The 25,194-nt window shown below is 62.8% G+C and carries 24 protein-coding genes and 1 pseudogene; 15 read left to right on the top strand and 10 right to left on the bottom strand.

What is annotated here, in order from left to right:
- Positions 1-14: 14 nt before the first annotated feature.
- A pseudogene (locus NKJ11_RS07130) lies at positions 15-224 on the top strand (hypothetical protein); the annotation flags it as partial.
- 279 nt (positions 225-503) lie between these two features.
- On the opposite strand, the gene NKJ11_RS07125 reads toward NKJ11_RS07130, so the two are convergent.
- Positions 504-881 (bottom strand): hypothetical protein, encoded by a 378-nt coding sequence (locus tag NKJ11_RS07125; RefSeq protein WP_352792968.1) that lies wholly within the window; start codon positions 879-881, stop codon positions 504-506.
- Positions 882-883: 2 nt separating this feature from the next.
- Here NKJ11_RS07125 and NKJ11_RS07120 point away from each other — a divergent pair, with 2 nt between their 5' ends.
- On the top strand, positions 884-1,033 hold the full coding sequence (locus tag NKJ11_RS07120; RefSeq protein WP_352792967.1) for an autotransporter outer membrane beta-barrel domain-containing protein: 150 nt from the start codon (positions 884-886) through the stop codon (positions 1,031-1,033).
- Between the two features lie 16 nt (positions 1,034-1,049).
- Here NKJ11_RS07120 and NKJ11_RS07115 read toward each other — a convergent pair whose 3' ends face one another.
- Positions 1,050-1,445, bottom strand: a complete 396-nt coding sequence (locus tag NKJ11_RS07115) for an acyl-CoA thioesterase (protein WP_023809765.1) — start codon at positions 1,443-1,445, stop codon at positions 1,050-1,052.
- A 364-nt stretch (positions 1,446-1,809) separates the two neighbouring features.
- Positions 1,810-2,751: a phosphoribosylaminoimidazolesuccinocarboxamide synthase gene (locus NKJ11_RS07110; RefSeq protein ID WP_352792966.1), complete on the bottom strand. Its 942-nt coding sequence runs from the start codon at positions 2,749-2,751 to the stop codon at positions 1,810-1,812.
- A 258-nt stretch (positions 2,752-3,009) separates the two neighbouring features.
- Here NKJ11_RS07110 and NKJ11_RS07105 point away from each other — a divergent pair, with 258 nt between their 5' ends.
- Genes NKJ11_RS07105 through NKJ11_RS07095 form a run of 3 tightly spaced genes read left to right on the top strand, consistent with a single transcriptional unit; the run spans position 3,010 to position 6,748 of the window.
- Positions 3,010-4,626, top strand: coding sequence for a GMC family oxidoreductase (locus NKJ11_RS07105; protein WP_352630004.1), 1,617 nt, complete (start codon positions 3,010-3,012; stop codon positions 4,624-4,626).
- Positions 4,623-5,834, top strand: coding sequence for a mandelate racemase/muconate lactonizing enzyme family protein (locus tag NKJ11_RS07100; protein ID WP_352792965.1), 1,212 nt, complete (start codon positions 4,623-4,625; stop codon positions 5,832-5,834). The genes NKJ11_RS07105 and NKJ11_RS07100 overlap by 4 nt, the downstream gene beginning before the upstream one ends.
- Entirely contained in the window at positions 5,831-6,748 is a 918-nt protein-coding gene (locus NKJ11_RS07095; RefSeq protein ID WP_352792963.1) for an NAD(P)-dependent oxidoreductase, read from the top strand. The genes NKJ11_RS07100 and NKJ11_RS07095 overlap by 4 nt, the downstream gene beginning before the upstream one ends.
- Positions 6,749-6,827: 79 nt before the next feature.
- On the opposite strand, the gene NKJ11_RS07090 is transcribed toward NKJ11_RS07095, so the two are convergent.
- Positions 6,828-7,766 carry a diacylglycerol/lipid kinase family protein gene (locus tag NKJ11_RS07090; protein WP_352630010.1) on the bottom strand — a complete coding sequence of 313 codons (939 nt, stop codon included), beginning with the start codon at positions 7,764-7,766 and terminating at the stop codon, positions 6,828-6,830.
- Positions 7,767-8,489: 723 nt separating this feature from the next.
- Here NKJ11_RS07090 and NKJ11_RS07085 point away from each other — a divergent pair.
- From NKJ11_RS07085 to NKJ11_RS07075, 3 genes are all read left to right on the top strand, one after another.
- The gene (locus NKJ11_RS07085; protein WP_127294990.1) at positions 8,490-8,924 is read left to right on the top strand and encodes a hypothetical protein; all 435 of its coding nucleotides are present in this window, start codon (positions 8,490-8,492) and stop codon (positions 8,922-8,924) included.
- Positions 8,925-8,930: 6 nt separating this feature from the next.
- Positions 8,931-10,061, top strand: a complete 1,131-nt coding sequence (locus tag NKJ11_RS07080; protein WP_352440389.1) for a hypothetical protein — start codon at positions 8,931-8,933, stop codon at positions 10,059-10,061.
- Positions 10,062-10,210: 149 nt separating this feature from the next.
- Positions 10,211-10,732, top strand: coding sequence for a hypothetical protein (locus NKJ11_RS07075; RefSeq protein ID WP_023809774.1), 522 nt, complete (start codon positions 10,211-10,213; stop codon positions 10,730-10,732).
- 33 nt (positions 10,733-10,765) lie between these two features.
- Here NKJ11_RS07075 and NKJ11_RS07070 read toward each other — a convergent pair whose 3' ends face one another.
- The 4 genes from NKJ11_RS07070 to NKJ11_RS07055 all read right to left on the bottom strand — a co-directional run bounded on the left by NKJ11_RS07070 (position 10,766) and on the right by NKJ11_RS07055 (position 14,142).
- The gene (locus tag NKJ11_RS07070; RefSeq protein ID WP_352610452.1) at positions 10,766-11,296 is read right to left on the bottom strand and encodes a dihydrofolate reductase family protein; all 531 of its coding nucleotides are present in this window, start codon (positions 11,294-11,296) and stop codon (positions 10,766-10,768) included.
- 97 nt (positions 11,297-11,393) lie between these two features.
- A complete protein-coding gene (locus NKJ11_RS07065; RefSeq protein ID WP_352610454.1) occupies positions 11,394-12,026 on the bottom strand; it encodes a hypothetical protein in 633 nt (210 codons plus the stop codon).
- 17 nt (positions 12,027-12,043) lie between these two features.
- Positions 12,044-13,666 (bottom strand): FAD-binding oxidoreductase, encoded by a 1,623-nt coding sequence (locus tag NKJ11_RS07060; protein WP_352792961.1) that lies wholly within the window; start codon positions 13,664-13,666, stop codon positions 12,044-12,046.
- A 233-nt stretch (positions 13,667-13,899) separates the two neighbouring features.
- Positions 13,900-14,142, bottom strand: coding sequence for a DUF1344 domain-containing protein (locus NKJ11_RS07055; RefSeq protein WP_013530037.1), 243 nt, complete (start codon positions 14,140-14,142; stop codon positions 13,900-13,902).
- A gap of 437 nt (positions 14,143-14,579) precedes the next feature.
- Here NKJ11_RS07055 and NKJ11_RS07050 point away from each other — a divergent pair, with 437 nt between their 5' ends.
- Positions 14,580-15,074: a YegJ family protein gene (locus NKJ11_RS07050; protein ID WP_352792960.1), complete on the top strand. Its 495-nt coding sequence runs from the start codon at positions 14,580-14,582 to the stop codon at positions 15,072-15,074.
- A gap of 13 nt (positions 15,075-15,087) precedes the next feature.
- Here the strand turns inward: NKJ11_RS07050 and NKJ11_RS07045 are convergent, their stop codons facing one another.
- Positions 15,088-16,038 (bottom strand): hypothetical protein, encoded by a 951-nt coding sequence (locus tag NKJ11_RS07045; RefSeq protein ID WP_352630018.1) that lies wholly within the window; start codon positions 16,036-16,038, stop codon positions 15,088-15,090.
- Positions 15,986-17,182 (bottom strand): CapA family protein, encoded by a 1,197-nt coding sequence (locus NKJ11_RS07040; protein ID WP_352792959.1) that lies wholly within the window; start codon positions 17,180-17,182, stop codon positions 15,986-15,988. The genes NKJ11_RS07045 and NKJ11_RS07040 overlap by 53 nt, the downstream gene beginning before the upstream one ends.
- Positions 17,183-17,288: 106 nt before the next feature.
- Between NKJ11_RS07040 and NKJ11_RS07035 the strand changes: the two genes are divergently transcribed.
- The 6 genes from NKJ11_RS07035 to NKJ11_RS07010 all read left to right on the top strand — a co-directional run bounded on the left by NKJ11_RS07035 (position 17,289) and on the right by NKJ11_RS07010 (position 25,004).
- A complete protein-coding gene (locus tag NKJ11_RS07035; RefSeq protein ID WP_023809781.1) occupies positions 17,289-18,551 on the top strand; it encodes a hypothetical protein in 1,263 nt (420 codons plus the stop codon).
- A 35-nt stretch (positions 18,552-18,586) separates the two neighbouring features.
- On the top strand, positions 18,587-18,841 hold the full coding sequence (locus tag NKJ11_RS07030; RefSeq protein ID WP_155930561.1) for a hypothetical protein: 255 nt from the start codon (positions 18,587-18,589) through the stop codon (positions 18,839-18,841).
- 145 nt (positions 18,842-18,986) lie between these two features.
- The gene (locus NKJ11_RS07025) at positions 18,987-20,609 is read left to right on the top strand and encodes a DUF2778 domain-containing protein (RefSeq protein ID WP_023809782.1); all 1,623 of its coding nucleotides are present in this window, start codon (positions 18,987-18,989) and stop codon (positions 20,607-20,609) included.
- Between the two features lie 128 nt (positions 20,610-20,737).
- The gene (gene uvrB / locus NKJ11_RS07020; protein ID WP_352792958.1) at positions 20,738-23,908 is read left to right on the top strand and encodes an excinuclease ABC subunit UvrB; all 3,171 of its coding nucleotides are present in this window, start codon (positions 20,738-20,740) and stop codon (positions 23,906-23,908) included.
- Between the two features lie 63 nt (positions 23,909-23,971).
- Complete coding sequence (locus NKJ11_RS07015; protein ID WP_023809784.1) at positions 23,972-24,280, top strand: hypothetical protein; 309 nt, start codon at positions 23,972-23,974, stop codon at positions 24,278-24,280.
- Between the two features lie 136 nt (positions 24,281-24,416).
- Positions 24,417-25,004, top strand: coding sequence for a hypothetical protein (locus tag NKJ11_RS07010; protein WP_081734780.1), 588 nt, complete (start codon positions 24,417-24,419; stop codon positions 25,002-25,004).
- Positions 25,005-25,194: the final 190 nt, after the last annotated feature.

The raw sequence follows: 25,194 nt of genomic DNA, 5'->3' as shown, positions 1-25,194 counted from the left end.
GCGCCGGCGGCAGCGTGCTGGTGCGCTTCCGGAACCAGGACTCCGTGCTCGATGTCGGCTCGCTGTCGGGCGACGGAGCCATACAGATCGACGATTCAGAGCTGGCGCCACAGCTTTCGCTCGGCTCGCTCGGCCATGACGACATCATCGGCGGCACTATTTCCGGAAACGGCTCCCTGACCAAGACCGGCACGGGCAAGCTGACGCTCAACGGACAGAACAGCTATGCGGGCCCGACCACCGTCGGCACGGGAACGCTGGTGGTGGGCGACGCCAGCCATGGCGACGCGAGCCTCGCCGGCGATGTCACGGTGGATTCCGGCGCGCGCCTTGGCGGCATCGGCACCATAGGCGGCAATGTCACCATCCTCGGCACGCATGGCGTCGGCAATTCCATCGGCGTCCAGACGGTCGGCGGCAACTATGTCAATCACGGCATATTCGAAGTCGAGACGACCCCATCCGGCGCCGACAAGCTGATCGTCGGCGGCACGGTCGACATATCAGGCGCGACGCTCAACCTGGTCCTGACGCCGGCGACAGCCGAGAGCTGGAACCTGCGCAACGGGCCGTACACGATCATCCAGAACAATGGCGCGGCCGATGTCGCCGGCACCTTCGCCTCCGTCGGCAACCTCAACGACCTTCTCTTCCTCGACCATCTCATCAACTACAAGGGCGGCGACGGCAACGACATCACCCTTACCTTGGCGCGCAACGACGTTGCGGTCGCCAACGTCGCCACCACCGGCAACCAAATCGCGACCGCCGGAGCCCTCGACCGGCTGGGCGAAGGCAATGCGCTTGCATGGGCCATGCTGCTCATGACCGACGAGGATGCCGCGCGCCTGGCGCTCGATGCCGCGTCGGGCGAGGTTCATGCGTGCCGATCGCCAAGGATACAGCCATTGTCGGGGCCGGGCTCGATTTCCGGATCGCCGACAGAACCACGCTGGGGATCAGCTACTCCGGCCAGTTCGGGACGAAAGCGGCCGATCAGGGCGTTCGCGCCACGATGGAAGTGCGGTTCTGATTTTACGGCTTGCGCGTCAGCTTTCGGCAGGAACTGCTTTCGGCTTGCCCTCGCCATCCAGCGCCACCATGACGAAATCGGCATGGGTGACCTTTTCCATCAGGTCGGAGAGGTAGCGCTGCGCCCAGGCTTCGACCTTGAGCGTCATCGAGGTGCGGCCGACGCGCTCGACATGGGTGTAGATGCACAGCGTGTCGCCGATCTTCATCGGCTTGGCGAAGGACATCTCTTTCACCGCAGCCGTCACCACGCGGCCCTTGGCGCGCTCGGCGGCACGGATGCCGCAGGCGAGGTCCATCTGCGCCATCACCCAGCCGCCGAAAATGTCGCCGGCCGCATTGGCATCCGAAGGCATGGCCAGGGTGCGCAGCGTCAGATCGCCAAGCGGCCGTCCTTCAGCGTAGTGCACCATGGGAGAATTCCTTCGAGACCGGCCGCCCTCGAGCCCGTATCGTCACGGCGCCCGAAGGTCAACGCGCCACGACATGGCCACAGGCTCCGAACTGACAAAAGACCTGCGACTGCCGGGTCGCGGTGTCGGCAGCTTTTTTGCCGGCAGCTTTTCACGATAGGAATTTTTTCTTGACTCAGTGACCGCAGCTATGGTACATTTTTGCCTATGGTGCTGATTTGCGCCAGTGACCCGCCGTACAGGCGGGTTTTTCGTTTGATGCACCGTCAGCCAACACCCGGTAAGGCTCCGTTAACCCGAGTTGGTGGGCTCTGGCATGGCGATGAGTGGAAGACGGCAGTTCGCATCACCCGGCGAAGGTCGATCAGAAATAGCGCCTGAGGTTCGTGCGAATACGATCGAGCACGCTGTCCCCGGAAAGGTCTGGAGAAAATTCCTTGCCGGTGATCGCCTCATAGGCCTGCGCATAGACCCGCGAAGCCTGTTCGACGATCTCGTCGGGTATCTCAGGGATAGGGTCGCTGTAAGGATCGCACCGCGCCGAGACCCACGAGCGGATGAAATCCTTGTCGAAGCTCTCCGGCCGGCTGCCGCTGGCGAGCGCCTGTTCGTAGCTCGCCGCAATCCAGTACCGGCTGCTGTCCGGCGTGTGGATTTCGTCGGCGAGAATGATGGTCCCGTTCTTGTCGGTGCCGAATTCGTATTTGGTATCGGCGAGGATGAGGCCGCGCTCGGCGGCGCGCTGCTGGCCGCGGGCGGACAGCCGCAAGGCGTAGTCCGATACGGTATCCCACTGCGCCTGCGTGAGAAGACCCTGCTCGAGGATCTCCGCTTTGGACAGCGGTTCGTCATGGCCGCCATGCGCGGCCTTGCTGGTCGGCGTGATGATCGGCTCCGCCAGTCTTTCATTGTCGCGCAGGCCGTCCGGCAGGTGGATGCCATACATGTCGCGGTCACCGCGCTTGTAGCGCGTCAGGATCGAGGTGCTGGTGGTGCCCGCCAGATAGCCGCGCACGACGATCTCGACCGGCAGGATGTCGAGCCTCGTGCCGACGACGACGTTCGGGTCGGGGTATTCGAGAACATGGTTCGGGCAGATGTCGGCGGTTTCCTCGAACCAGTAGCGCGCCGTCTGCGTCAGGATCTCTCCTTTGTACGGGATCGAAGTCAGGATGGTGTCGAAGGCACTGAGGCGGTCGGTGGCGATGATGATGCGCCGGCCATCCGCAAGGTCGTAGTTCTCGCGGACCTTGCCGCTGTAGTGGCCCGGCAGTTCGGGGATGAACGCGTCAGGGAGGGTTCGCATATGATTTCCTGCCTTCCGCAGAGTGGCCAGAGCATGATTCCGAAAAGTTGCAGACTTTCGGAGAAAATCATGCGCCAAAATAATGCCATCGCATAGGCTGTCGAGAAGGTAGATATCAAGCGCGATTGTCGGGCATCCCCGCAAACCCGGCCAGTTCGACGGTCGCTTTTTTCACAACTGATGCCGGATGGCGCGGCGACTTCGGAATGCCGTCGCGTCTAGGCTGCAGCCAATCTTTCGGAGCCTCCCATTTCCATCATGCAGACCTATGATTTCATCATCGTCGGCTCCGGCTCGGCCGGCTCGGTCCTGGCCGAAAAACTCTCGGCCTCGGGGCGCTTCTCGGTGTTAATGCTGGAAGCCGGCGGCAGCGACCGCCGCTTCTACGTGCAGATGCCGCTCGGCTACGGCAAGACCTTCTTCGATCCTGCCGTCAACTGGAACTACAAGGCCGAGCCGGATCCGGGCCTCGCCGGCAATACCGACCACTGGCCGCGCGGCATGCTGCTCGGCGGTTCAAGCTCGATCAACGCCATGGTCTGGATCAGGGGCGCCCGCGAGGATTTCGATGCCTGGGCCGCCGCCGGCAATCCCGGCTGGGGCTATGACGATCTGCTTCCCGCCTTCAAGGCGCTCGAGGACAACCAGGCCGGTGCCGACCGATGGCGCGGCACGGGCGGCCCGCTGCATGTCACCGACTGTTCGGACGCAGTCCATCCGCTGACCAAACGCTATCTCGCCGCCGGCCAGCAGGCCGGCCTGCCGCTCAACCCGGATTTCAACGGCGCCGCCCAGGAAGGCGTCGGCATCTACCAGATCTCGACCCGCAACGGCCGCCGCATGTCGGCGGCGCGCGCTTTCCTGCGCCCGGCGATGAAGCGCGGGAATGTCCGCGTCGAGATGAAGGCGCTGGCGACAAAAATCCTGTTCGAGGGCAAGCGTGCCGTCGGCGTCGAATACCAGCAGAACGGCGGGATGAAGACGGCGCGTGCCGGCCGCGAAATCATCCTGTCGGGCGGTTCGATCAACTCGCCGCAATTGCTGCAACTGTCCGGCGTCGGCCCTTCCGCCCTGCTTGGGAGCCTGGGCATTCCCGTCGTCCATGCCAACGAAAATGTCGGTGCGCATCTGCAGGACCATGTCGGCATCAACTACACCTTCAAGGGCCGGCTGCCGACGCTCAACCAGACGCTGCGTCCCTGGTGGGGCAAGCTGCTGGTCGGTATGCAATACATCCTGACCCGCTCCGGCCCACTGTCGCTGTCGATGAACAATGCCGGTGGCTTCTTCCGCACCGACCCGGCGGCGACGCGGCCAAACATGCAGCTCTATTTCCAGGCCTTCTCGACCGTCATTCCCAAGAGCGGCGAGCGCCCCATCCTGACGCCCGACCCATGGCCGGGCTTTTCCATCGGCCTATCCAACTGCCGCCCGTCGAGCCGTGGAGAGATCATGATCGGCTCGGCCAACCCACGCGACTACCCCAAGATAACGGCCAATGCCTACTCCACCAATGCCGATGTCGAGGAGATGCTGGCGGCGGTGAAATTCGTGCGCAAGATCGCCTCGATGCCCGCCATGGCCGAGATCATCGAGGAAGAGGTGTTGCCCGGCCCGTCGATCACCTCGGACGCCGATCTGGTCCAGGATTTCAGGAAGCGCTCGGGCACCGTCTATCACCCGGTCTCGACCTGCCGCATGGGGCCGGATCCCGCGCGCGCCGTCGTCGACCCCCGCCTCAAGGTGCATGGTCTGGAAGGTTTGCGCGTCATCGATGCCTCGATCTTTCCCGACAACATCACTGGCAACACCAACGCCGCCTCGATCATGACCGGTTGGAAAGGCGCCGAATTGGTTCTGGAGGACCAAGAATGAAGATCACCGACGTCAAGACCTGGGTTGTCGGCAATCCGCCGCCCGGCATCGGCGGCAAGTATTTCATCTTCGTCAAGCTGACCACCGATGGTGGCGTGGTCGGCTATGGCGAGGCCTACAACGCCACCTTCTCGGCCCATGTTACCGCCCGGATGGTCGAGGACATGGCCGAGCGCTATCTCGTCGGCCGCGATCCGCACGACATCGAGAACTTCTTCCGCCGCGCCTATTCCTCCGGCTTCACCCAGCGCCCCGATGTGTCCGGCATGGGCTGCTTCTCGGCGCTGGAAATGGCCTGCTGGGACATTATCGGCAAGGAAGCCGACAAGCCGGTCTACAAACTGCTCGGCGGACAGGTGCACGAGACGCTGCGCTCCTACACCTATCTCTATCCGCACAGCGGCAGCGTCCACTCCGAGGACGCGCACGGCAAGAACGTCTACAACGATCCAGATCTCGCCGCTGCCTGTGCGCTCGAATATGTCGAGCAGGGTTTCAATGCCGTCAAGCTCGACCCGGCCGGCCCCTACACCGCCTTCGACGGCCACCAGCCGCGCCTCGTCGATATCGACCTGTCCACCCGCATGATCAAGGCGATCCGCGAGGCGGTAGGCACCCGCGCCGACATCCTGTTCGGCACGCACGGCCAGTTCACGGCGTCCGGCGCGCTGCGCATGGCGCGCGCCATCGAGCCCTACGATCCCTTGTGGTTCGAGGAGCCGGTGCCGCCTGATATGCCTGAGGTCATGGCCCAAGTGGCCCGCGCGACCTCGATCCCGATCGCCACCGGCGAGCGGCTGACGACCAAATTCGAGTTCGCCCGCGTCATCGAGAACCGCGCCGCGACCATCCTTCAGCCGGACCTCGGCCGCTCCGGCGGCATTCTCGAAACCAAGAAGATCGCCGCCATGGCCGAGGCCTACCACATCCAGATCGCGCCGCATTGCTATTGCGGACCGATCGTCGGTGCCGCCAACATCCAGCTGGCGGTAACGCTGCCCAACTTCCTCATCCTCGAATCGCTGAAGCAGTGGGACGGTTTCCACGCCACGCTGCTGAAGAAGAAGATCGAGTGGCAGGACGGCAAAATCATCCCGTCGAAGGAGCCCGGCCTCGGCGTCGAGCTCAACGAAGCGGTCTGCGACGCACATCCCTATACGGGCAAGGAATTGCATCTGCAGATGATGCAGACGCCGTTGATGCCGTGAGCGAAAGCTACGCCTTCATCGGTCTTGGCCATCTCGGCGGCAACCTTGCCGCCAGCCTGATCCGCAACGGCTTTGCCGTCACCGTCTTCGACCGTGATCCCACCCCCGACGCGCGCCTGGGGGCGCCCGGGGCCACAGCGGCAAGCAGCCCCGCCGAGGCCGCCGCACGGGCCGGCAACGCCATCTCCTGCCTGCCCTCTCCGAAGGTCAGCGAAGCCGTGCTGGCGGGCGCCGATGGTCTGCTGGAGGGCCTGCCCACAGGCGGCACCTGGATCGAGATGTCGACCAACGGCCGCGACGAGATTCTCCGCCTCGCGGCCCTCGCCTCGGCCAAAGGCATCGAGACGCTGGAATGCCCGGTCACCGGCGGCGTGCATCTGGCGGCGGCCGGAAAGATCACCGCGCTGGTCGGCGGCGATCCAGCGCTCTATGCGCGCCATCGCCCGGCAATCGAAGCGATGTGCGCGAAATCGTTCTTGATGGGGCCGGTCGGCTCGGCGGCGGTGATCAAGGTGATCACCAACATGCTCGCCTTCGTTCACCTCGTCGCCGCCGGCGAGGCGCTGATGCTGGCCAAGCGAGGCGGGCTCGACCTCGCCCAAGCTTATCACGCCATCGTCGCCTCCTCCGGCAACAGCTTCGTCCACGATACCGAAAGCCAGCTCATTCTCAACGGCTCCTACGATATCGGCTTCACCATGGATCTGGCGCTGAAGGACCTCAGCTTCGCGCTCGCCATGGGCGAACAGTCAGGCGTGCCGCTTGAGCTGGCGTCGCGCGTCAACGCGATTTTTCAGCAAGGCAAGGCCGCCTATGGCGGCGGCGCCTGGTCGACCCAGATCGTCAAACTGTTGGAAGATGCCGTCGGCACCGACCTGCGCGCACCTGGTTTCCCGGCCAAGCTCGAACTCTAACGCCGGCTGGATATTAAGCGATTTCAGCGAGTTGGCTGGATCGGCGGATTCATCTGAATCAATCCGTCAACGGCTTGATTCAGTATCTGAGCGTCAACGCACCCGGCAGGATCTCGAAGGTCGCGGGTATGCGTCCCGGCGACTCGCCGTCTATGTCGACCAGCGCGCCGTTCTTCTCGACATCGCCGAGCGGTTCGACCACCACTTTCCTGCCGCGCAAGATGGTGATCGCTGGATGGTTCCGGTGCCGGCCGCCATAGAGCAGCCGGATGTCCCAGATCAGCTTCAGCTTGCCGGCGGCGCGCAGGATGACGATGTCGAACTGCCCGTCGGTCAGTTCCGCATCCGGCGCGATCATCATGCCGCCGCCGAAGAATTTTCCGTTGGCGACCGCCACCAGCGCCATGCGCGCTTCGACGGGCGCGCCGTCGTCGACCGTGATCCTGACGTCCTGGAAGCGGTAGCGGATGAACTCGACCACGGTGCGCCACAGGAAAAGCGCCTTGGCCGACATCCTGCCCTTGCGCTTGTCGGCATTGACGGCGCGGTCAGTGGCGCCGGAAAGCCCCAGGCTGGCGATGTTGATGAAATGCCGGCTGGCCAGCGCGCCATGATCATCGATGTAGCAGATGCGCCCGGCATCGACCTTGCGACCCTTGGCTTCGGCCAACCGCTTCAGCACGGCATCCACCTCTTTCGGCAGGCCGAGCCCGCGCGCGAAGTCAATGCCGGTGCCGCACGGCAAGAGGCCGAGCTCGGTGGTCCGGCCGCTTTCCTGGAACGCCTGCAGCAGTCCATCGGCCACTTCGCTGGCGGTGCCGTCGCCACCGGCCGCGATCACCAGGTCGAAGCCAATCATCGCGAGATCGATTGCCAGCCTTTCGGCGTCACCTTCCGCCTGCGTTTCGCGCAGCTCGAATTCGCCGAAGTGCTTTTTCAGCGACGCGGCGACCTCAGGCCAGTGCCGTTTCAGCCGGCCCCCACCGGCAATCGGGTTGAGAACCACTCCGACTTTCAAGCAACCCTCCCGCAAGGACATCGAGCCGCTCGGCACCTCGAATCCTTTGCCGGCATTGAAGCCCGCACCGGCCGGCAGGGCAAGGGCCGAATGTCCACCGCTGCCGCCCATCATGGCGGATCGGAAAATCGCATTCCCTGGTTGATCCCCGATAATCCCGCTATCCACAGGCCTCAGGCCATTCCCCAGGCCCCTTACCCGGCGTAGGTTAAACCCATCTCAGGCGGCTACCGATCATCCAGCCGAAAGGCGAAGTGAAAGGCGGATTTCCTGAGGCCCGGACGGCCCGAAGCGAGAGCAGGCTTGCCTGTTTCGAGGGACGGAGCCGAGACCTACGGGGCCGCGGAAAGCGTGCCAACGCCGACGGCGGACCGATGCTGCCATGAAGGACGGCAAAAACCTTCGATGGTGCGCAGGGCAAAGCCCGCAAGGGTGGAAACCAGCGTGGTCCCGAACGGACGCTGCTCTCGGGCGGCGGACTGGCAGGACCGTCAAAATCAAGGCCGGCAAGGCGCGACGACTTTACGGAAGTTGCTGCCGCGACCGTGTCCTGATCTGACAGGGAGGCGCTGGGAGAAATCCCGGCGCCGACTGTCTTTTTGCCCCTCGATATCCTTCGCCGGCGATCTCGCGGGCGCCGCTTCACCGCGCGCTAAAATCGGTTAGTATCGCTGCGTCGTCAGAGTCTGTTTGCAAAGCGGACTCGTAGAGGGGGGATACTTCATGACGCTGATCCAGAAGCTTGCCGTCGCCTATGCTTTCCTGTTTTTTGGCGTCGTCGCCATTGGCTACATACCCGCGTTCAATGACGCTGGCGGCAATCTGTTCGGTCTGTTTTCGCTGCAATGGTATGACGACCTGCTGCACGCCTTCTCCGGCGTCTGGGCGCTGGCCGCCGCCTTCATCTCGCACCGCCAGGCGGTGTTCTATTTCAAGTTGTTCGGTTCGGTCTACCTGTTCGACGGCGTGCTCGGTCTGGTCACCGGTTCCGGCTGCCTCGATGCCGGCATCTTCATCAACGGCTTCCGCTCCCTCAACGATATCGAATTCCCGGCCCGCTTCTTCGCCAACCTGCCGCACCTGGTCATCGGTGGCTTCGCCGTCTATGTCGGTTTCCGGCTGGCCAGGCGCATACACGAACACTTCGCCACGGCCTGATCTGGCATGTTCCTGTTCCGCTGGCTGAAGCGCATCATCAAGACGATCCTGTGGGTGATCGTCCTCGTCATCCTCATCCCGATCGCCGGGCTGAGCTACGGCTTTCTGACGACGTCGTCGCTCGACAAGACGCCGCTGCCCGGAATTGCCGATGGCGCGCCGCCCAAGGCGCTGGCCGACAAGGTCCGCGCCGAGATCCCCTTCTACCAGCGGCCGGAGGAATCGACCTTCCTCACCTATCCGGAATGGGCGATCGTCTACGCCGCGCGCGAATATGCCGGCTTCGTCGACAAGGACCAGCCGAGCGGCTTTCCCTACTGGTCCTATGTCGGCCGCTTCTGGCAGGACTACGCCATGGTCATCCGCGCCAGTTCTGCCTACAAGTTCAACTACGCCAACCACCAGATGCTGGTCATCATCGGCACCAGCCACTCGATCGAGCATATATTGCAGTGGGCCTATGAGAACACGGTCGGCCGCATCACCGAGGCGACGACGGCCAAGCGCACCGCCGCCGACATCTATCAGGCCAAGCTGGCGGCGGACTATGCAGGGTTTCTCGACCAGGTGCCCTGGTATCAGTTCCCCTATGCCGAGAAGCGCGCCGGCCTGTTTGCCGTGCAGCCGGCGCCGGGAGACAGCTCGATCCGGACCAGCGAACGCAAGCTGGCGTTCGGCCTCGCCGACACCATCAAGCAGGGCTATGCCGACCTGATCACCAAGGCGCTCGCCGCGACGATGGACCCTGCCTTGCTCGACGTCCATGTCTGGGCCAAGGGACCCGTCGGCGAAGCCACCCGCAACGAGCCCGACACCTTGCTCGAACGCGACATGGGCGCTGACGGCACCATCTTCGTCACCAGGCGCTATCAGGTCTTCACCGAAATGATCCCGCGCCTGATCGACAAGGGCGTCTCCTTCGTCGAGATCGGCGGCAATGACGAGATCATGGTCACGGTGCTCTCCACCGATACGATCGCCATCCCTGAAGGCATGCGCATCCTGTTCAGCTATCCGCTCCCGGCCGATCAATCCACGCGCCGCACCGGGCTGACCGTCGCCGTGCGCAAGCTGCATCTCGTGCTGCCGGCGCTGATCAAGGCTGGCGCCAGGCTTGAACACGTCTACGACTACTGAGGCCTTTCGGCCACGCCCGGCCAGGATTATGCATTTCCTGGGCTCCGCCACGCCCATTCCACAATCGCGGCCAAATCCCGCCTTGTTCGCGCGCGAAGGAATGGGAAGAAATGGATGGGTTGCCGGGGGCATCTCGAAGGGACAAGACCGTGATCAAGACCGCCCTTGTCGCTATGACCATTGTCGGCTGCGACTGCGACGCCAAGCTTTGCGAATATATCGGCGAGACGCCGGCCAAGTGGTCGACCGTCGCCGAGTGCGAAGCGGCGATGAAGAGCCAGATGCTGCACGAGCGCAATTTCAACTATCCGCTCGTCTCCGGCATTTGCCGCACGAAGGGTTCGTCGTCCTCCTCGCAACTGGCCGCGACCGCGTCGCGCCCGGAGCTGAAGCCGGCCAGCCGCGTTGTCAGAACCGAAAGCCCGCTACCGCCTGAATTGAGCCACCGGCCGAGCGTCTCGGTCGGTTCGCCGACGACGGCCATGGAAGCCGACGCCGCCCGGCCCGTCGCCTATGAACAGGTGGTCGATGGCGGAACCGGCGTGCTCTATCGCACCAAGAACGGCTACGCCGTGGTCAAGACCGATCTCGGCCGCGCCGCCTCGGCGACCGCCGATGCCGCGAAACGCTCCGTGAACTGGCTGGCCGGCTTAGTGCCAAAGGGGCTGTAGTCCTGCTAGCGTCTCGGTTTGACGACCGCTTAATCAGGCAGGCACATAGGTCAACCTGATTACGTCATCGCCGATCAAATCGCTGGCCACAAAGCGAAGCGGCGGCCGGGGGCCGGCGAAGAATGGCTTGCCATGACCGAGCACGAACGGGTGGAGGTAGAGTTGATATTCATCGATAAGACCAAGGTCGGTCAGGCTTCGTGCCAGGTTTGGTCCGGAAACTGAAATCTCCCCGACGAGCTCAGCCTTAAGCCCACCTATCACCGCCTCGACGTCGTCCCCGACAAGTGTGGCGTTGGGGCCGAGCGACTTCAGAGAGCGCGACACAACCCACTTCGGTTGGCTCCGCCACGCCGCCGCGAATTCGTGCGCCTCCGCGCTCCATTCAGGACTGTCTTCGTCCCAATAACGCATGACCTCGTACATGCCGCGACCGTAAACACTGCCGCTCAAATTGCGCACTTGCTCTATCCAGTGACGAAAGATTGTCGGGCCTGACGGCATTTTCTGGTGGTCGACATAGCCGTCGAGGGACTGGTTCATTCTGAAAATGAGCTTCGCCATGCTGCAGGATCTCCAACATCCGGATCGTCAGAATAACTTGAGCCGCCGTTATGCAAAAGTATGGATTCCCCCCCGAAACCCAAACTGAGAGACGAGCCTAGTCCCGCTGCAGCTTGACTTTCAGGCTCTGCCAGAACTTGTCGATAAGCGGCTTTTCGGTCGCTGCATCCTCGCCGGCAACGCGGGTGATGAACAGCAGCCCCCGATCGGCCAGGCCGAAGCCGACGATCTCGAAATCGGCGGTGTCGGTGCGTGTCTTCACCTCGGCGCGAATCCCGGTCAATTCCTTGCCGTCGGCGAGTTTGCGCGTCGTCGGCTCCTGCGTCAGCTTGGCGCCGGCCTGCACCGATTCCTTGGTCATCTCCTGCAGCATCAGCTGGTTGAGCGACACCGGGTTCATCGTGCCATATTCCTGCACGACGACGATCGTGCCGAGAGCCGACGCCATCAGATACTGCGTGATATCATCGCCGAGATCGGTCTTGGTCACCGAAATGCTGCTGGGGTGAACGAAGGAGAAAACGCTGCCGGAAAAGGTGGCGAAGTCGTTGCGCTCGAGCGTCACCTTGCTGTGCTTACCGCCGGGTAGCGTCACATCAGTGCTCTCGCCGGGATCGATATCGATCGTTACCCCGTCGATGGTCAGCTTGAAGGCTTTGAGATCCTCGCCCCCGGCCGGTCCAGCGCACAGCGCGATGAGGGTGAATGCCGCCGCCGATACCATGCGCATGGCTGTTCTCCTGCTTCTTATGCCACCCCGCTCAGCGCCTTGATGGCACGGTAGAAGGTCGAGGAAAACAGTTCCGTAGGGTCATACTGCCGCTTCGCCGCCAGGAAGGCCGGCAGTTCGGGATAGGAGGCCAGCAATTCCCTGGCCGTATAATGCAGCTGGTAAGGCAGGAAGAAGCGCCCGCCATGCTTGATCGTCACGTCGATCAGCGCCCGCGTCAGCGCGCGCATCCTGGCATTGCCGTCGGCATCGGTCGGCTGGTTGATGTAGAGCACTAGCGAATAGGCTGGCTCCGGCGCGTAGGTCAGCGCCACATCCTCCTTGTGGACGATGCGCACCGAAGCATTGAGCACCGGCAGCGTCTGGTTGCGCAGGATCTCGCGCGCTTCCGCGATGAATTCGACATAGGCGGCACGTGGAATAAAATATTCGTGCAGGATGTCGGTCTCTTCTATTTGATCGTTGAAGAGATAGGGCACCGAATCATGCATCGGGTTGTTGCGGGTGACGAGACAGGCCTCGCCCTCGGCCATGGCCGAAGTACGCGCCACCGTGCAGCTTTCGAATTTCGGCTCCAGCGTCTTTTCGGTGAACCACTTCAACTCCTGGAACAGGCTGCCCCATTTCGCCAGGTTGATGATCACCCGCTTCAACCCGACTGAACCCGGCTCGCCGATCTCAGGCTGATCCGCCGGCGGCTGCTCCGCCACCTTGTCGTAACGGTAGACGATCATATCCTCGAGGAAATTGCCGGGCGCCGTCGACAGATGGCCGTAGAACAGGCCGATATTCTTGTTCGGCTCCAGCACCTCGGCGAAGAATTTCGGAAAATCGTCCGATCTGATGATTTCGCGCGAGGTCCGGTAGACGGCGTTTTCGACGATATCGAGCGTCGCCTCCAGCGCCACGCCGAACAGGCCATAGCCGCCGACGACGTGGCGGAACAGATCGGTGTTCTCGGTGGGCGAGCAGGTCGTCACCGAGCCGTCGGCCAGCATCACTCGCATCGAGCGGATCGAGCCCGCCACCGACCCTGCCTGGTGGTCCATACCGTGCGCATTGACCGACAGCGAGCCGCCGACCGAGAAGATGTCGGTCGACTGCATCGCCTTCACCGCAAAGCGCGGATGCAGAAGGTTCTGGATGTCGTGCCAGCGCGCGCCCGGCTGCAAGGTCATGGTCTTCGCCGCCGCATCCACGGTCACATTGTTGAACTTTCTGAGGTCGAGTACCAGCGCGTTGTCGTCGAAGGCATGCCCGCCCATCGAATGGCGGATGGCGGCCAGTGAGACTTTCAGGCCATTGGCACGCGCGAAGGCCAGCGCATTGGCGATGTGCTCGTCCTCGCTGACCTCGACGACGCCGTAGACCGGCGTCATCGACAGGCCGCTGGCATCGTTGATGTCGCCGCCTTTTGCCGACCAGGGCAGCGACGCATCGAAGGCCGGCGCATTGTCCAGCGGCTTCAAAGGCAACGCGAAGCCGTCGATATCGGCTATCCGTCCGGCGTTCTTCGGCCCCGAAGGCGCGCGCGCCAGCCGCGCCACGGTGTTGCCGCCCCACAGCACCGCGCCACCTAGGACAGCCGCACCCAGCAGCAATCGCCGCGACAGGCGAAACCCTTTTTGTTCGTCGGCCATGAATATCCCCCGTTGGCCAAGGGATAGCGCGGCTTTTTGGCAAAAACCATAGCGATGCCGCCGGACAGCGTTCCGCCGGCCGGCCCTGGGGTCCAGCCGGAAGACCTCATCCAGGTCGCCCGGCATCGAGGGGCGAGGCATGAAAATGGCCGATCCCCGGAGGGACCGGCCATGAGTGGAACAGGGTTTGAAAAATCCGGTCAGCAGGTCTGCCGACGCACGATGCTCTCGCGTTACGAGGCCTTCTTGATCGACGTCACGATGCCGGTCTTGTCATCGACAGTCACCGCCACCTTGGCGCCGACCTTCAATTTCCCGATCGTCGCTTCCGGTGACAGCTGGTAGATCTTGCCGTCGTCGAGGGTGATCGACTTGGTCGTCGGGTCGACGGCCTGGATCGTGCCCTGAACGGTCGCGGCATAGGCCGTGCCGAGGAAGGCGAGCAGAGCGGCGGTGGTTGCGAGGGTCTTCTTCATGGGGTGCACTCCGTGCTGTTTCACTTTTCCGGGCCGCCTTGGGAAACGACAGCACCGGACGGCCTTAAACTGGAACGGAAGCGCTCGCTCCGCAAATCACGTTGGGTGAATTTTTGCAAACAATATCATAGGCTTAATTCCGACACATTGTCTGCGACCGAGATCATTTCAGGCCGCTTCGGCTCCCCCAATGAGCGGACTTCTGTCCGCGAAAAGAGTCGTTTAGCCGGATTGTGGCGGGCGGTTTCGATCACGGCGCGGCCGCCGCAATCCGTCTCAAGCGGCATCACGAAACAGACTGCCGACCGGTCATCGATACACATTTTGTTTCATGGATCAGCTCAACTCGCCGCTCCGAAGTGGATGAAACTCGCGCTCCGGTTGCAAATCGGGAACGGATGCAGGATGGTGCGCCGTTACGATGAAAGGGGCCTTCCATGAAACTTGCAGTCCGGACCGCGATGTCCCTGATGCTGGCGCTTGCGCCGGGGTCCGCCTGTGCGCAAGGCGCGGATCCGGGCGATGACAAGACGATTATGTTTACCGAGGACGATCCCGAGATGGCGGCAGCGACAGCGCAGGCGCTCGCCAGCCTGGATGAATTCCTGGCACTGTCCGAGGCTCCTTCCTCCGACACCGACAGGTTCAAATTGAAGGTCAAGGTGCGCGACGGCAACGTCAGCGAGCACTTCTGGGTCATCCCGTTCCGCCGCACTGAAACAGGCTTTGTCGGCATATTGGCGAACCAGCCGGAGCAAGTGCGTAATGTGGTCTTCGGGCAGAATATAGAATTCACCCGAAACGATATTTCCGACTGGGGCTATATGCGCGCCGGCCATCAGGTCGGCAGCTTCACCGTCTGCGTTATGTTCAACAAAATGTCGAAAGAGGAGGCGGACACCATGCGCGACCAATACGGCTTTGACTGCTGACAGCGAGGCCCAACTAATCGATCTCGTCCTTCGCGCCGATCTTGCGCACAAGTGCCGCCGTCGCCAGCATCGCGCCCATGTCCGATATCATCGGCGCGACATGCGTGGTGTAATCGAGCGGCACCGAAATATCCGGCAGCTCGAAGAAGTTCTTCGTCTGCGGCAGCAGCAGGAACCCATCGCTGCCATTGAGCGCGACACGGGCCGGATCGTCCGGCCAGGTTTCGCCAAGCCATTTCAGCGCCTGCGCCAGCCGGCCGCTCACCAGTGGCTGTGCCGCCCCGAGATTGTCGGTGCGGAACTCGTACGCGGCGTCGAGCGCCACGTCGCCACTGGACAGCTCCTGCAGCTTGCTGGCGAATATGCCGCGAAAGAAACTGATGACCGCGTTGGTCCGGCGCGTCGCCACCAATATGCCGGGGAACGGCGCGATGGTCTCGAAGGCGACGATGACGCCCTGAAAGGCCGTCGACGAGCCCTTGCCCGACCCTTCCCGCAGATGCGCCTCGTAGAGCTCGAACGGAAACCCTTCGTAGCGGCCCGCGACGATGTCGTCGAACGCCTGCCGGTTGAACGGACCAACCGCCGTGCGCGGCAACCGGTCGAATGAATTCGGCGTCACGCCATGCTGGTAGCGCATGTCGGCGATGAAGCCGAAGATGATCGGCAACAGCGTCTCGCGGAACGATTGCTGCAGCCGCGTCGCCGGTTTCCTGGCCTGGAAATAGAGCAGGATCGAAGCCGCGAAGCCGATGACATACAGGAACACATGCGGCGTCGAGACCCATTGCTCGTTGGGGTCGGCGACCTTGTTGAACAGCCAGGCGACCAGCACCACGGCCACCAGCACCAGGCCGACGAACACCGGCACCCGCCAGCGCACCTGCCTGACCGCCGACGCCCTCGCCGCTTCATAGGCCGCGATGTCTTTCCGGATGCCGGCGATGACCGTTTCGCTCGGCATGAAATCCGCTGTTTCCACCGCTATCCCCCGCAATCCTGCCTCTGCGGGAGCATGATAGTCGGTTTTGCAGGGGCCGCCAGACGTTTAAGCGGGTACCGCCTTGATCGGTTGGTGGAGAAGGGAAGATCGCTTTCAGTCGCCCCTCGACCTTGTCACGCACTCGGCCCTCCAAAGCCTCCACCAACACCAGCCGCTCATGGTCGCCGGCGCGCAGGCGCATGAAGGGATGCAGCCGGTAAGACGCGATCGTCCCGCGCGTACCGGCATCGGCACTGACATCGACAGTGAGGATAGAACCGATGCGACCCGGCCATGGCTGGCGGGCGAAGGCGGTGCCGAGGAAATCGCCAAGTCCATAAGCGACCACCGTCTTGTCGATCCTTTCCACCGGCTGCACGACATGGGCGTGATGGCCGGCGATCAGTCCGACGCCCTGCCCGGCCAGCCGCCTGGCCAGCGCCCGCGTCTCGGCACGCGGAAAATGCCGGAACTCCCAGTCCCAATGCGGCACGGCGCAGAGAAGATCCAAGCCAGCGCGCGGCCAGCCCGTCGGATCGCTGTCCATCGAAACGCGCCCCGCAAACAGTTTTTCATCGGCGTTGCGCCACAGCGTGAATGCGGCGAAGCCGATATCAAGCGGTCCGACCTGGACAGGCACCACCGGGCCATTGGCGGCCAGGCCGACCGTGCGGATGCCGAGCCGCTGCAACGCCGCCACCGTCTCGTCGAAACCGGCGACGCCCTGATCCAGCACATGGTTGTTGGCCAGCGACAGCACGAGCCTTTCTCGCGCAATACCAACCGCCGCCAGCGCCTCGGCCAGAAACAACTCGCTCATCGCATGATGCGTGCCGAGCCTTGTGCCCAGCGCCGCGCTTGGTCTGTCCACCACGGGGCTTTCGCAATTGCCGATCACCAGATCGGCAGCGCCGAGCAGCGCCTTGATCGCCGGATCGCAATCCGGCGCGCTGCGGTTGGCCACCGCCGAGATGTCCCCGACAAAGGCAAGCCGCATTGTCTGCCTCGGCGGCGGATCCATAAGCGTCCCAGCCATCAGCGCAAAGTCTTGCACATCGCCGGCCAGAGACGGCTTCAAGAAACGCGGCAGCCAGGACAGTTTGTAGGAAAACGGATAATTCGACACGCGATGCCCAATTGTTTGCCCTGTGTAGACCGTCCGGCGGGCGGGTTGAAGCGCAGCGCTGCAAATGGTGTATATCTGCGCTGCGCGACAAATATTGGGGGAAAAGATGACACGACTGGCAGGCCTGCTGACCGCTTTCATTTTGCTCCTGCCGCTGTCTTCCGCGTCGGCGGCAATGCCCGAAGCGGCTACCCGACTGTTCGAGGCGAAGAGCGTGGCCGCGCGCGACGCTGCCCTGTCGATGCTGGAGGCCGCCGCGCCAAACGACCCGGCATCCGCCTATGCGGCCGGGGCGGGCGAGTTCTTCACCGCATTGGAGATCCTGGCCACCGGCCTGCACCGCCATGGTTTCGAAAGCCCGCAGTCCTTCATGCTGCCACTGATGCGGTTGCCGGTGCCCGACAATCCCAATCCCGAGCCGCTGACTTACGAGCAGTTCCGCGCCATCCTGGTCGGCTTCCGCGACCGGCTGGAAAAATCCGCGGCGACGTTTGCGTCGGTGCCGGCGAACGCCGATATCGGCATGGCGATCGATCTCACCCGTGCGGGCATAGACCTCAACGAGGACGGCACCATCGCTCCGGACGAGAGCATGGCGGCGATCATCGCCGCGTTGTCCCGTGGCGGCATTACATCGGACGACGCCGTCCCCACGCTCACCTTCCGTTTCGACCGCGCCGACGGGTACTGGCTGCAGGGCTATGCCGAGTTCCTGATGGCCCAGGCCGATTTCTGGCTGGCGCATGATTTCAGGAGCACCTTCGACGGCTCGTTCCACATGCTGTTCCCGCGCGCCAAGCTGCCGTTGCAGGATATTCTGGTGCCGCCGGCCGGCGACATGGGCTCGAGCATCTTCTCGTCGGAATGGCGCATCGCCGATTTCATCTCGATGGTGCATCTCATCAACTGGCCGGTGGTCGAACCGGAGCGCCGGCAAGCGGCGCGCCGCCACCTGCTGGAAATGATCCGGCTGTCGCGCGAGGACTGGAAGGCGATCCGCGCCGAGACCGACAATGACCGCGAATGGCTGCCTGGACCGCAGCAGAAGGGCGAGAACCCGCTCACCGGCCTCGAAGTCGGCGAGGAGCAGGTTCAGGCCTGGCTCGCCGCCCTGACCATGGCCGAAGATCTCCTGGAGGGCCGCAAGTTGCTGCCGCATTTCCGCGTCACCGCCGGCACGGGCCTTGGCATCAACATGAAGCGCTTCTTCGATGACCCGAAAAACTTCGATCTGGTGCTGTCGATCACCGGCCCGGCCATCGCGCCCTACCTCGAAAGCGGCGAGCTCGTCACCAGCAGCGATTTCGACCAGATCCAGCGCCAGTTCGGCGGCGGCGGGTTTCTGACCTTTGCGCTCTGGTTCAACTGAGGGCGGGATGTTGAGGCTCTTCCGCAGGGGAAATCTTGGCAAGACCGGCAACATTTTTACTGGAAACAGGCGCCTTTCCCAAGCGATGTCTGCTGGCAGTCACCTCACTGCAGATGCCGCGCGAAGGCGCTTCGCAAAAATTAGCAGCGGCTGTTTTGCTTGACTCGGCCGCCAAAAACAGGCAGCAAAACCAGGTCGGAAGGGCGACAACACCACTTTCCTGGCCGTGGACGAAGGCTGATTTGGCCAAAATCCACATCTCGTCGTTGGTTTTGAGAGGAATTGATTAACCAACTTTGTCCATATTTTGAAGCAATTGGCAACCAACTACAGACGCGGCAAACGCGTCGGGGACCACCTGGGATCACTCACAGAATGGTCGTCGCGGCTCTCAAGGCCACGTACGGGGAAACCGATTGAAGCGAGATTGGTTGCATGGCGTTGTTGAGTACACATAAAAAAAACCGGGGACAGCGTGAGGGCGGCGAGTTCGTCGATGCTCCGCGTTCCTCTTCCTTCAACGCTGGCCGGGTGGCCCGCTGGGTCGCACTGCCCTGCGTCAGCACTGCCATCGGCCTTTGGCTGATCGGCACCATGGCCGGCCTCAGTTCCGTCGGCGCCTCGCTGTCGGCGACTTCGGTTGGCCTGCCCCAGACGCTGTCCATGCCGGGATCGCTCGCATTTACCGATCCGCTGAAACAGCACTTCTTGAAAGCACCCTTCGTGCTGGCCAATGCCAATGGCGGCACTCAGGCCCTGCATGATCATTCGGTGCAGTGCGGTGCCAGCTGTTTCAAGCTGGCCAGGGTAAGCTCACGGGCGGAAAAGTCCGAACGCCTTGTAGCGCAGGCAAAGCCGATGCCAGCCGCCGTGAAGTCGAAGGCGCAGGAGCGCTTCGAACGCATGGAAGCGTCGCTTTCGCCGATGAAGCTGGCCGCTGCCTTTGCCGACGCCGGAAAGCCTGCCGCCACTGCCAACACGCGCCCGGTGATCTCCACCGTCGCACCGCGAATTGCCGAGGCGTCGCTGGTGCCGTCCGTCCAGGTCACGGCCAGCCTGTCCGATAACATGCCAGTTCCGGCGGCCGAACGTTTCGCCCGGCTGGATACCGGCTCGGTGGTCGTGCAGACCGCACCGCAGCCGATGGGCTTTGCCCAATCTGATACGCCAGACAATTCGCAGTTGGCACTTGCCCTCGTGCAGTCGCTGCCGGTCGACGCCGGGGCGTTTGCCTCACCGCTGCCGATCGAGGAATCGTCAGCCGATGTCGCGGTTTCCCCCGTCGAAACCCAGCAGGATCAACCCGGTGATGCCGCCTCGCTGCCGGACGCGCTGACCAACGACGTGCCGTTGCCGACCCGCCGCCCGCAATTCGACCCGCCGCAGCCCAAAATCGTCCAGCAGCAGCCTAAGCCCGTTCAGCAGCCCAAATCTGTTCAGCAGCTCAAGCCCGCCCAGCAATCGAAGCCGGCACGCGAGACGGTCCAGCAGGCCCAGCCGGCGAAACCGACGCGGCAAGGCCGGCCAGCCGATGGCGGCGATGTGCTGGCCTATGCTAAGCCCGACACGCCTTCGGGCGGCCTTGGCAAGGCGTTCAGAAATCTGTTCAACTCGCCGGGATCCAGAAGCGGAGCCGGAAATGGCGTCGCCGTCTACGATATCAGCGCCGGCACCGTCTACATGCCTGACGGCTCAAGGCTCGAGGCTCATTCTGGCATCGGCGCCATGACGGACCAGCCGCGTTATGCCGACCAGAAGAACCGCGGACCGACACCGCCCAACACCTACAATCTGTCGCTGCGCGAGACGCGCTTCCACGGAGTGGAGGCCTTGCGCCTGACACCGGCCGATGGCCGCAACAAATACAATCGCGACGGCTTTCTGGCCCATACCTACCTGCTTCGAGGCCGCTACGGCCAGTCGAGCGGTTGCGTCGCCTTCAAGGACTATGCGCGCTTCCTCGCCGCCTACAAGAAGGGCAAGATCAAACGCCTTGTCGTGGTGCCGCGCCTGAACGGGTCGGCGACGCAGGTCGCATCAGCCGCCAGGGGCGTGTAGCGACAAGAGGCTTTCGGCCGCACCTTCCCGCCTGCTCCTGACAGCCTGCTGTCAGGAGCAGCGCTGTTCGGCACGCCTCTCCCCACCGCGCTCTTTCCATTTTGGCCAGGAAATCCCATATTCGGGACATGGCCAAATCCCCCGATAAGAAAACGCCGCCGACGGCGAACGACGACCGCGCCGCGCCGAAGCGGCGCAGCCCGCTGACCGATTTCCTCGACGCCTCCGAGCCGCTGCACAAAGGCGGTTTCGCCGAGATGCCGCAGCCGGAGCTCTCTGGCACGCCGCTGACCGGTTCGATCGCGGATTGGGCCGAGCAGATCGAGCAGGAAGCCGAAAACGAAGGACGTCTTGTCGGCAAGGGCGACGGCGGCAAATCGCCGAAGCCGTCGAAGAAGATACCCGAGCGCTCAAGCTCGCCGGGACGCAGTTCGCGCGGCACCTCGATGGGTGGCGCGGCGTCAGCCAGGGAGCGCACGGCAGCCGGCCTCAACCCGGTCGCCGGTCTCGACATCTCGCTGGAAGACGCCGAGACGATGGCCTCGGGCAGCGTCACCGCTACCGTCGCCGCGCTGTCGGCGCTGATCGAATCCGGCAATCCGCTGCACAAGGACGGCGTGCTGTGGACGCCGCACCGCCCTGCCCGCCCCGAAAAATCCGAAGGCGGCATTGCCATCAAGATGGTTTCGGATTTCGAGCCGGCCGGCGATCAGCCGACCGCGATCAAGGATCTGGTCGAAGGCGTCGACAACAACGACCGGACCCAAGTGCTGCTCGGCGTCACCGGCTCCGGAAAAACCTTCACCATGGCCAAGGTGATCGAGGAGACGCAGCGCCCTGCCTTGATCCTGGCGCCGAACAAGACGCTGGCGGCGCAGCTCTATTCCGAGTTCAAGAAATTCTTCCCGGAAAACGCCGTCGAGTATTTCGTCTCCTACTACGACTACTACCAGCCGGAAGCCTACGTCCCGCGCACCGACACCTTCATCGAGAAGGAATCCTCGATCAACGAGCAGATCGACCGCATGCGCCATTCGGCGACGCGTTCGCTGCTCGAGCGTGACGACGTCATCATCGTCGCCTCGGTGTCCTGCATCTACGGTATCGGCTCGGTCGAGACCTATACGGCGATGACCTTCCAGATGCAGATCGGCGATCGGCTCGACCAGCGCGCGCTGCTCGCCGATCTCGTCGCCCAGCAGTACAAACGGCAGGACATCAATTTCGTTCGCGGCTCGTTCCGCGTGCGCGGCGACACGATCGAGATCTTCCCGGCCCACTTGGAGGATCGCGCCTGGCGCATTTCAATGTTCGGCGACGAGATCGAGCAGATCACCGAATTCGACCCGCTGACCGGCCAGAAGACCGGCGAGCTGAAAAGCGTCAAGATCTACGCCAATTCGCACTATGTGACGCCGCGCCCGACGCTGAACCAGGCGATCAAGTCGATCAAGGAAGAGCTCAAGCACCGGCTGGTCGAACTCGAGCGCGCAGGCCGCCTGCTCGAGGCGCAGCGGCTGGAACAGCGCTGCCGCTTCGACCTCGAGATGCTGGAAGCCACCGGTTCCTGCGCCGGCATCGAGAACTATTCGCGCTATCTCACCGGCCGCCAGCCGGGTGATCCGCCGCCGACGCTGTTCGAGTACATTCCCGACAACGCGCTGGTCTTCATCGATGAAAGCCATGTCACCGTGCCGCAGATCGGCGGCATGTATCGCGGCGACTTTCGCCGCAAGGCGACACTGGCCGAATACGGCTTCCGTCTGCCGTCCTGCATGGACAACCGGCCGCTGCGCTTCGAGGAATGGGATGCCATGCGTCCGCTTTCGGTCGCCGTCTCGGCGACCCCTGGCGGCTGGGAAATGGAGCAGGCCGGCGGCGTCTTCGCCGAACAGGTCATCCGCCCGACCGGCCTGATCGATCCGCCGGTCGAGGTTCGCCCGGCCAAGACCCAGGTCGACGATGTCGTTGGCGAAATCCGCGACACCACCAAGGCCGGCTACCGCACGCTGGTCACGGTGCTGACCAAGCGCATGGCCGAGGATTTGACCGAATATCTGCATGAGCAAGGCATCCGCGTCCGCTACATGCACTCCGACATCGACACGCTGGAGCGCATCGAGATCCTGCGCGATCTGCGCCTCGGCGCCTTCGACGTGCTGGTCGGCATCAACCTGCTGCGCGAAGGCCTCGACATTCCCGAATGCGGCTTCGTCGCCATTCTCGACGCCGACAAGGAAGGGTTTCTGCGCTCGGAAACCTCGCTGATCCAGACCATCGGCCGCGCCGCCAGAAACGTCGACGGCAAGGTCATCCTGTATGCCGACCAAGTCACCGGCTCGATGGAGCGGGCGATGGCCGAGACCAACCGCCGCCGCGAAAAGCAGGTGGAATGGAACGAGGCCAACGGCATCACCCCGGAATCGGTCAAGTCGCGCATCTCCGACATTCTGGATTCGGTCTACGAGAAGGACCACGTCCGCGCCGACATTTCGCAGTTCACCGACAATGCCGGCGCCATGATGGGCAACAACCTCAAGGCCCATCTCGACGCGATGGAAAAGCAGATGCGCGATGCCGCGGCCAATCTCGACTTCGAGAAGGCGGCTCGTATCCGCGACGAGATCAAGCGTCTGCGAGAGATGGAACTGTCCATCTCCGAAGACCCACTGGCCAAATACGCCGATATGGAAAGTCCTGCCTCAGGTCGCGAAAAGGGCAAGCACAACAAGGGCGTGCCCAAACATCGGACAGCAGAGGAACAGGAGCGTTTCCGCAAGTTCGACGAAGCCCGTGCCGCCGAAGAGGCGGCCAAGGCTGCGCGGCCCAACCTCTTCCGCAAGCCTGATCTCGACGAGATGGGCGCCGATGGCGCCGTACCAGTGAAAAAACCGCTGTTTTCGAAACCCTCGATCGACGACATGGGTCCGGGCACCGACATGCCGACGCCGGCCGGCGCGGTGTCGCGCTCGTTGTTCAAGAAACAGTCGGCCGAAGAGGCGCATGGCTCCGATTTCGGCATTCCCGGCGAGCCGGTCAAGCCGCTGTTCAAGAAGAACTCGCTTGATGAGATGACCGTGCGGCGCACGGAAAAGCCGGTCGAGGGAAAAGTGCCGGCAAAGCCACAGCCGATCTCCCCCCAAGTGGGGGAGATGTCCGGCAGGACAGAGGGGGGCACAAAGGAACGCGACGGCAAACCAATCGTTCGCCAGCGCGCCGGCATCGGCTCGTATGAAGACGCGGGAGATGCCCGCCGCGAAAAGCGTCGGCCGGGAAAGACAGGTAGGCCGGGGCGGTAGGAAGCTGCAGCATCGAGCCTGCGATCGGTTGCGGATTTCAGATGCCGCCGCTTAGAATAGGTGATGGTCGTCGTTCGCAGACTTGATGAAGAGGAGTTCAAGGCTTGCTTTGCCGAGCCGATGACGAATATCACCGCGACGGCGAATGCTGTCGTAGACATATGGCCCTATGTCGACGCGCTAAATCTGGACGAAGTCGGCGTGCCCTATTTGAACGACGTCCACTATGTTTACCGGGACGTTCAAAACCGGTTTGATCAAGTTTTGATTGGCACCGGCAGGTTCAACGCCCTGCTTGTGATCGTTGTCGATCTCGGCAGAAGCGCGGTGTTCGGCATTTCCTACTCGATCTCAACAAAGAATATGGACTAAGCGGCGGTTACTTGAGACCTGTCTGATCCGGCCCTTTGACCTGTGAAGCTCAATCAATCAGCTGGGTAGCACAATGGTCAGGGCAGGCGGAATATGCTCCCTGCGACGGGATATCCAGCCAACCAAGGTTTGATCGATGCGACAGCGAGGCAAACTCCATATTCTCCCCCTAATCTTAGGTAGCAAAGACACGCCTTTGCGGGCCGGAGCTGATCTCGGTCCGGTCGAGAAACACCTTGGCTTTCCTAAATGGTTGTATGTCTATCAGGATCAGCCGTGCGGCTTTCTTCTGGGTTATGGCGATCTGGAAATCGACATTTTGACCAGGCGCAATCGAGCACGCGTCCATCGCATCAGCATCAAACTTTGGGACATGCCTGATGTCCCCAAGCCTTTGCCTTTGAAATGGAGCGGCAACAGCCAAATCGATCTCGATGGCTTTAGCCCGGCAATGACGATTTCGGCCGCCAGGACGCTCCTCGCAGGTCTAGGACTGCATGCCGAGGAATATAAGGTGGAAAGCGTATCTGAAACTGTCCGCCGGCTCGTGCTCCCCCACGCCGAGCTTCATTTCTTCAAGGGACCGGAAGAACCGATCCTGATGGAGTTTCACTTCCTGACACCGCAGGAAATCCAGGGAAATAAGGGGGACTGGGTAATCCGCCGCGAGACTAAGGCCGGCCTGCAGAGGACACACTTGCCAGCGGCCCCACCTTTGGTGTAGCCAGTCCACACACTCGAACGTTTTGAAAGGAGGGCTCACGTGTTTACGTTTCATCGTCACCATCGTCAGCGTGGCCCGATTTCTGCCCTGCGAGCTTGCTTGCAGGGCTGACCAGGGACGGTCCGGGTTTTCCCGCTTCGATTTTTTGGTCTGCCCTTCGTGGTTTTGCAACGCCGAGCCTGATGGCCAG

The organism is Mesorhizobium sp. M0243 (genome assembly GCF_040321775.1).
Lineage (GTDB): Bacteria > Pseudomonadota > Alphaproteobacteria > Rhizobiales > Rhizobiaceae > Mesorhizobium.
The sequence above is the reverse complement of the archived record's forward strand: the minus strand, read 5'-3'. Positions and strand labels throughout refer to the sequence as shown.

What these genes read in the sequence shown, in the direction of transcription:
- NKJ11_RS07125 (WP_352792968.1), bottom strand. Translation starts at nt 881, where the DNA reads ATGAACCTCGCCCGACGCGGCATCGAGCGCCAGGCGCGCGGCATCCTC.
- NKJ11_RS07115 (WP_023809765.1), bottom strand. Translation starts at nt 1,445, where the DNA reads ATGGTGCACTACGCTGAAGGACGGCCGCTTGGCGATCTGACGCTGCGC.
- NKJ11_RS07110 (WP_352792966.1), bottom strand. Translation starts at nt 2,751, where the DNA reads ATGCGAACCCTCCCTGACGCGTTCATCCCCGAACTGCCGGGCCACTAC.
- NKJ11_RS07105 (WP_352630004.1), top strand. Translation starts at nt 3,010, where the DNA reads ATGCAGACCTATGATTTCATCATCGTCGGCTCCGGCTCGGCCGGCTCG.
- NKJ11_RS07100 (WP_352792965.1), top strand. Translation starts at nt 4,623, where the DNA reads ATGAAGATCACCGACGTCAAGACCTGGGTTGTCGGCAATCCGCCGCCC.
- NKJ11_RS07085 (WP_127294990.1), top strand. Translation starts at nt 8,490, where the DNA reads ATGACGCTGATCCAGAAGCTTGCCGTCGCCTATGCTTTCCTGTTTTTT.
- NKJ11_RS07080 (WP_352440389.1), top strand. Translation starts at nt 8,931, where the DNA reads ATGTTCCTGTTCCGCTGGCTGAAGCGCATCATCAAGACGATCCTGTGG.
- NKJ11_RS07070 (WP_352610452.1), bottom strand. Translation starts at nt 11,296, where the DNA reads ATGGCGAAGCTCATTTTCAGAATGAACCAGTCCCTCGACGGCTATGTC.
- NKJ11_RS07065 (WP_352610454.1), bottom strand. Translation starts at nt 12,026, where the DNA reads ATGCGCATGGTATCGGCGGCGGCATTCACCCTCATCGCGCTGTGCGCT.
- NKJ11_RS07060 (WP_352792961.1), bottom strand. Translation starts at nt 13,666, where the DNA reads ATGGCCGACGAACAAAAAGGGTTTCGCCTGTCGCGGCGATTGCTGCTG.
- NKJ11_RS07055 (WP_013530037.1), bottom strand. Translation starts at nt 14,142, where the DNA reads ATGAAGAAGACCCTCGCAACCACCGCCGCTCTGCTCGCCTTCCTCGGC.
- NKJ11_RS07050 (WP_352792960.1), top strand. Translation starts at nt 14,580, where the DNA reads ATGAAACTTGCAGTCCGGACCGCGATGTCCCTGATGCTGGCGCTTGCG.
- NKJ11_RS07045 (WP_352630018.1), bottom strand. Translation starts at nt 16,038, where the DNA reads ATGCCGAGCGAAACGGTCATCGCCGGCATCCGGAAAGACATCGCGGCC.
- NKJ11_RS07035 (WP_023809781.1), top strand. Translation starts at nt 17,289, where the DNA reads ATGACACGACTGGCAGGCCTGCTGACCGCTTTCATTTTGCTCCTGCCG.
- NKJ11_RS07025 (WP_023809782.1), top strand. Translation starts at nt 18,987, where the DNA reads ATGGCGTTGTTGAGTACACATAAAAAAAACCGGGGACAGCGTGAGGGC.
- uvrB (WP_352792958.1), top strand. Translation starts at nt 20,738, where the DNA reads ATGGCCAAATCCCCCGATAAGAAAACGCCGCCGACGGCGAACGACGAC.
- NKJ11_RS07015 (WP_023809784.1), top strand. Translation starts at nt 23,972, where the DNA reads ATGGTCGTCGTTCGCAGACTTGATGAAGAGGAGTTCAAGGCTTGCTTT.
- NKJ11_RS07010 (WP_081734780.1), top strand. Translation starts at nt 24,417, where the DNA reads ATGCGACAGCGAGGCAAACTCCATATTCTCCCCCTAATCTTAGGTAGC.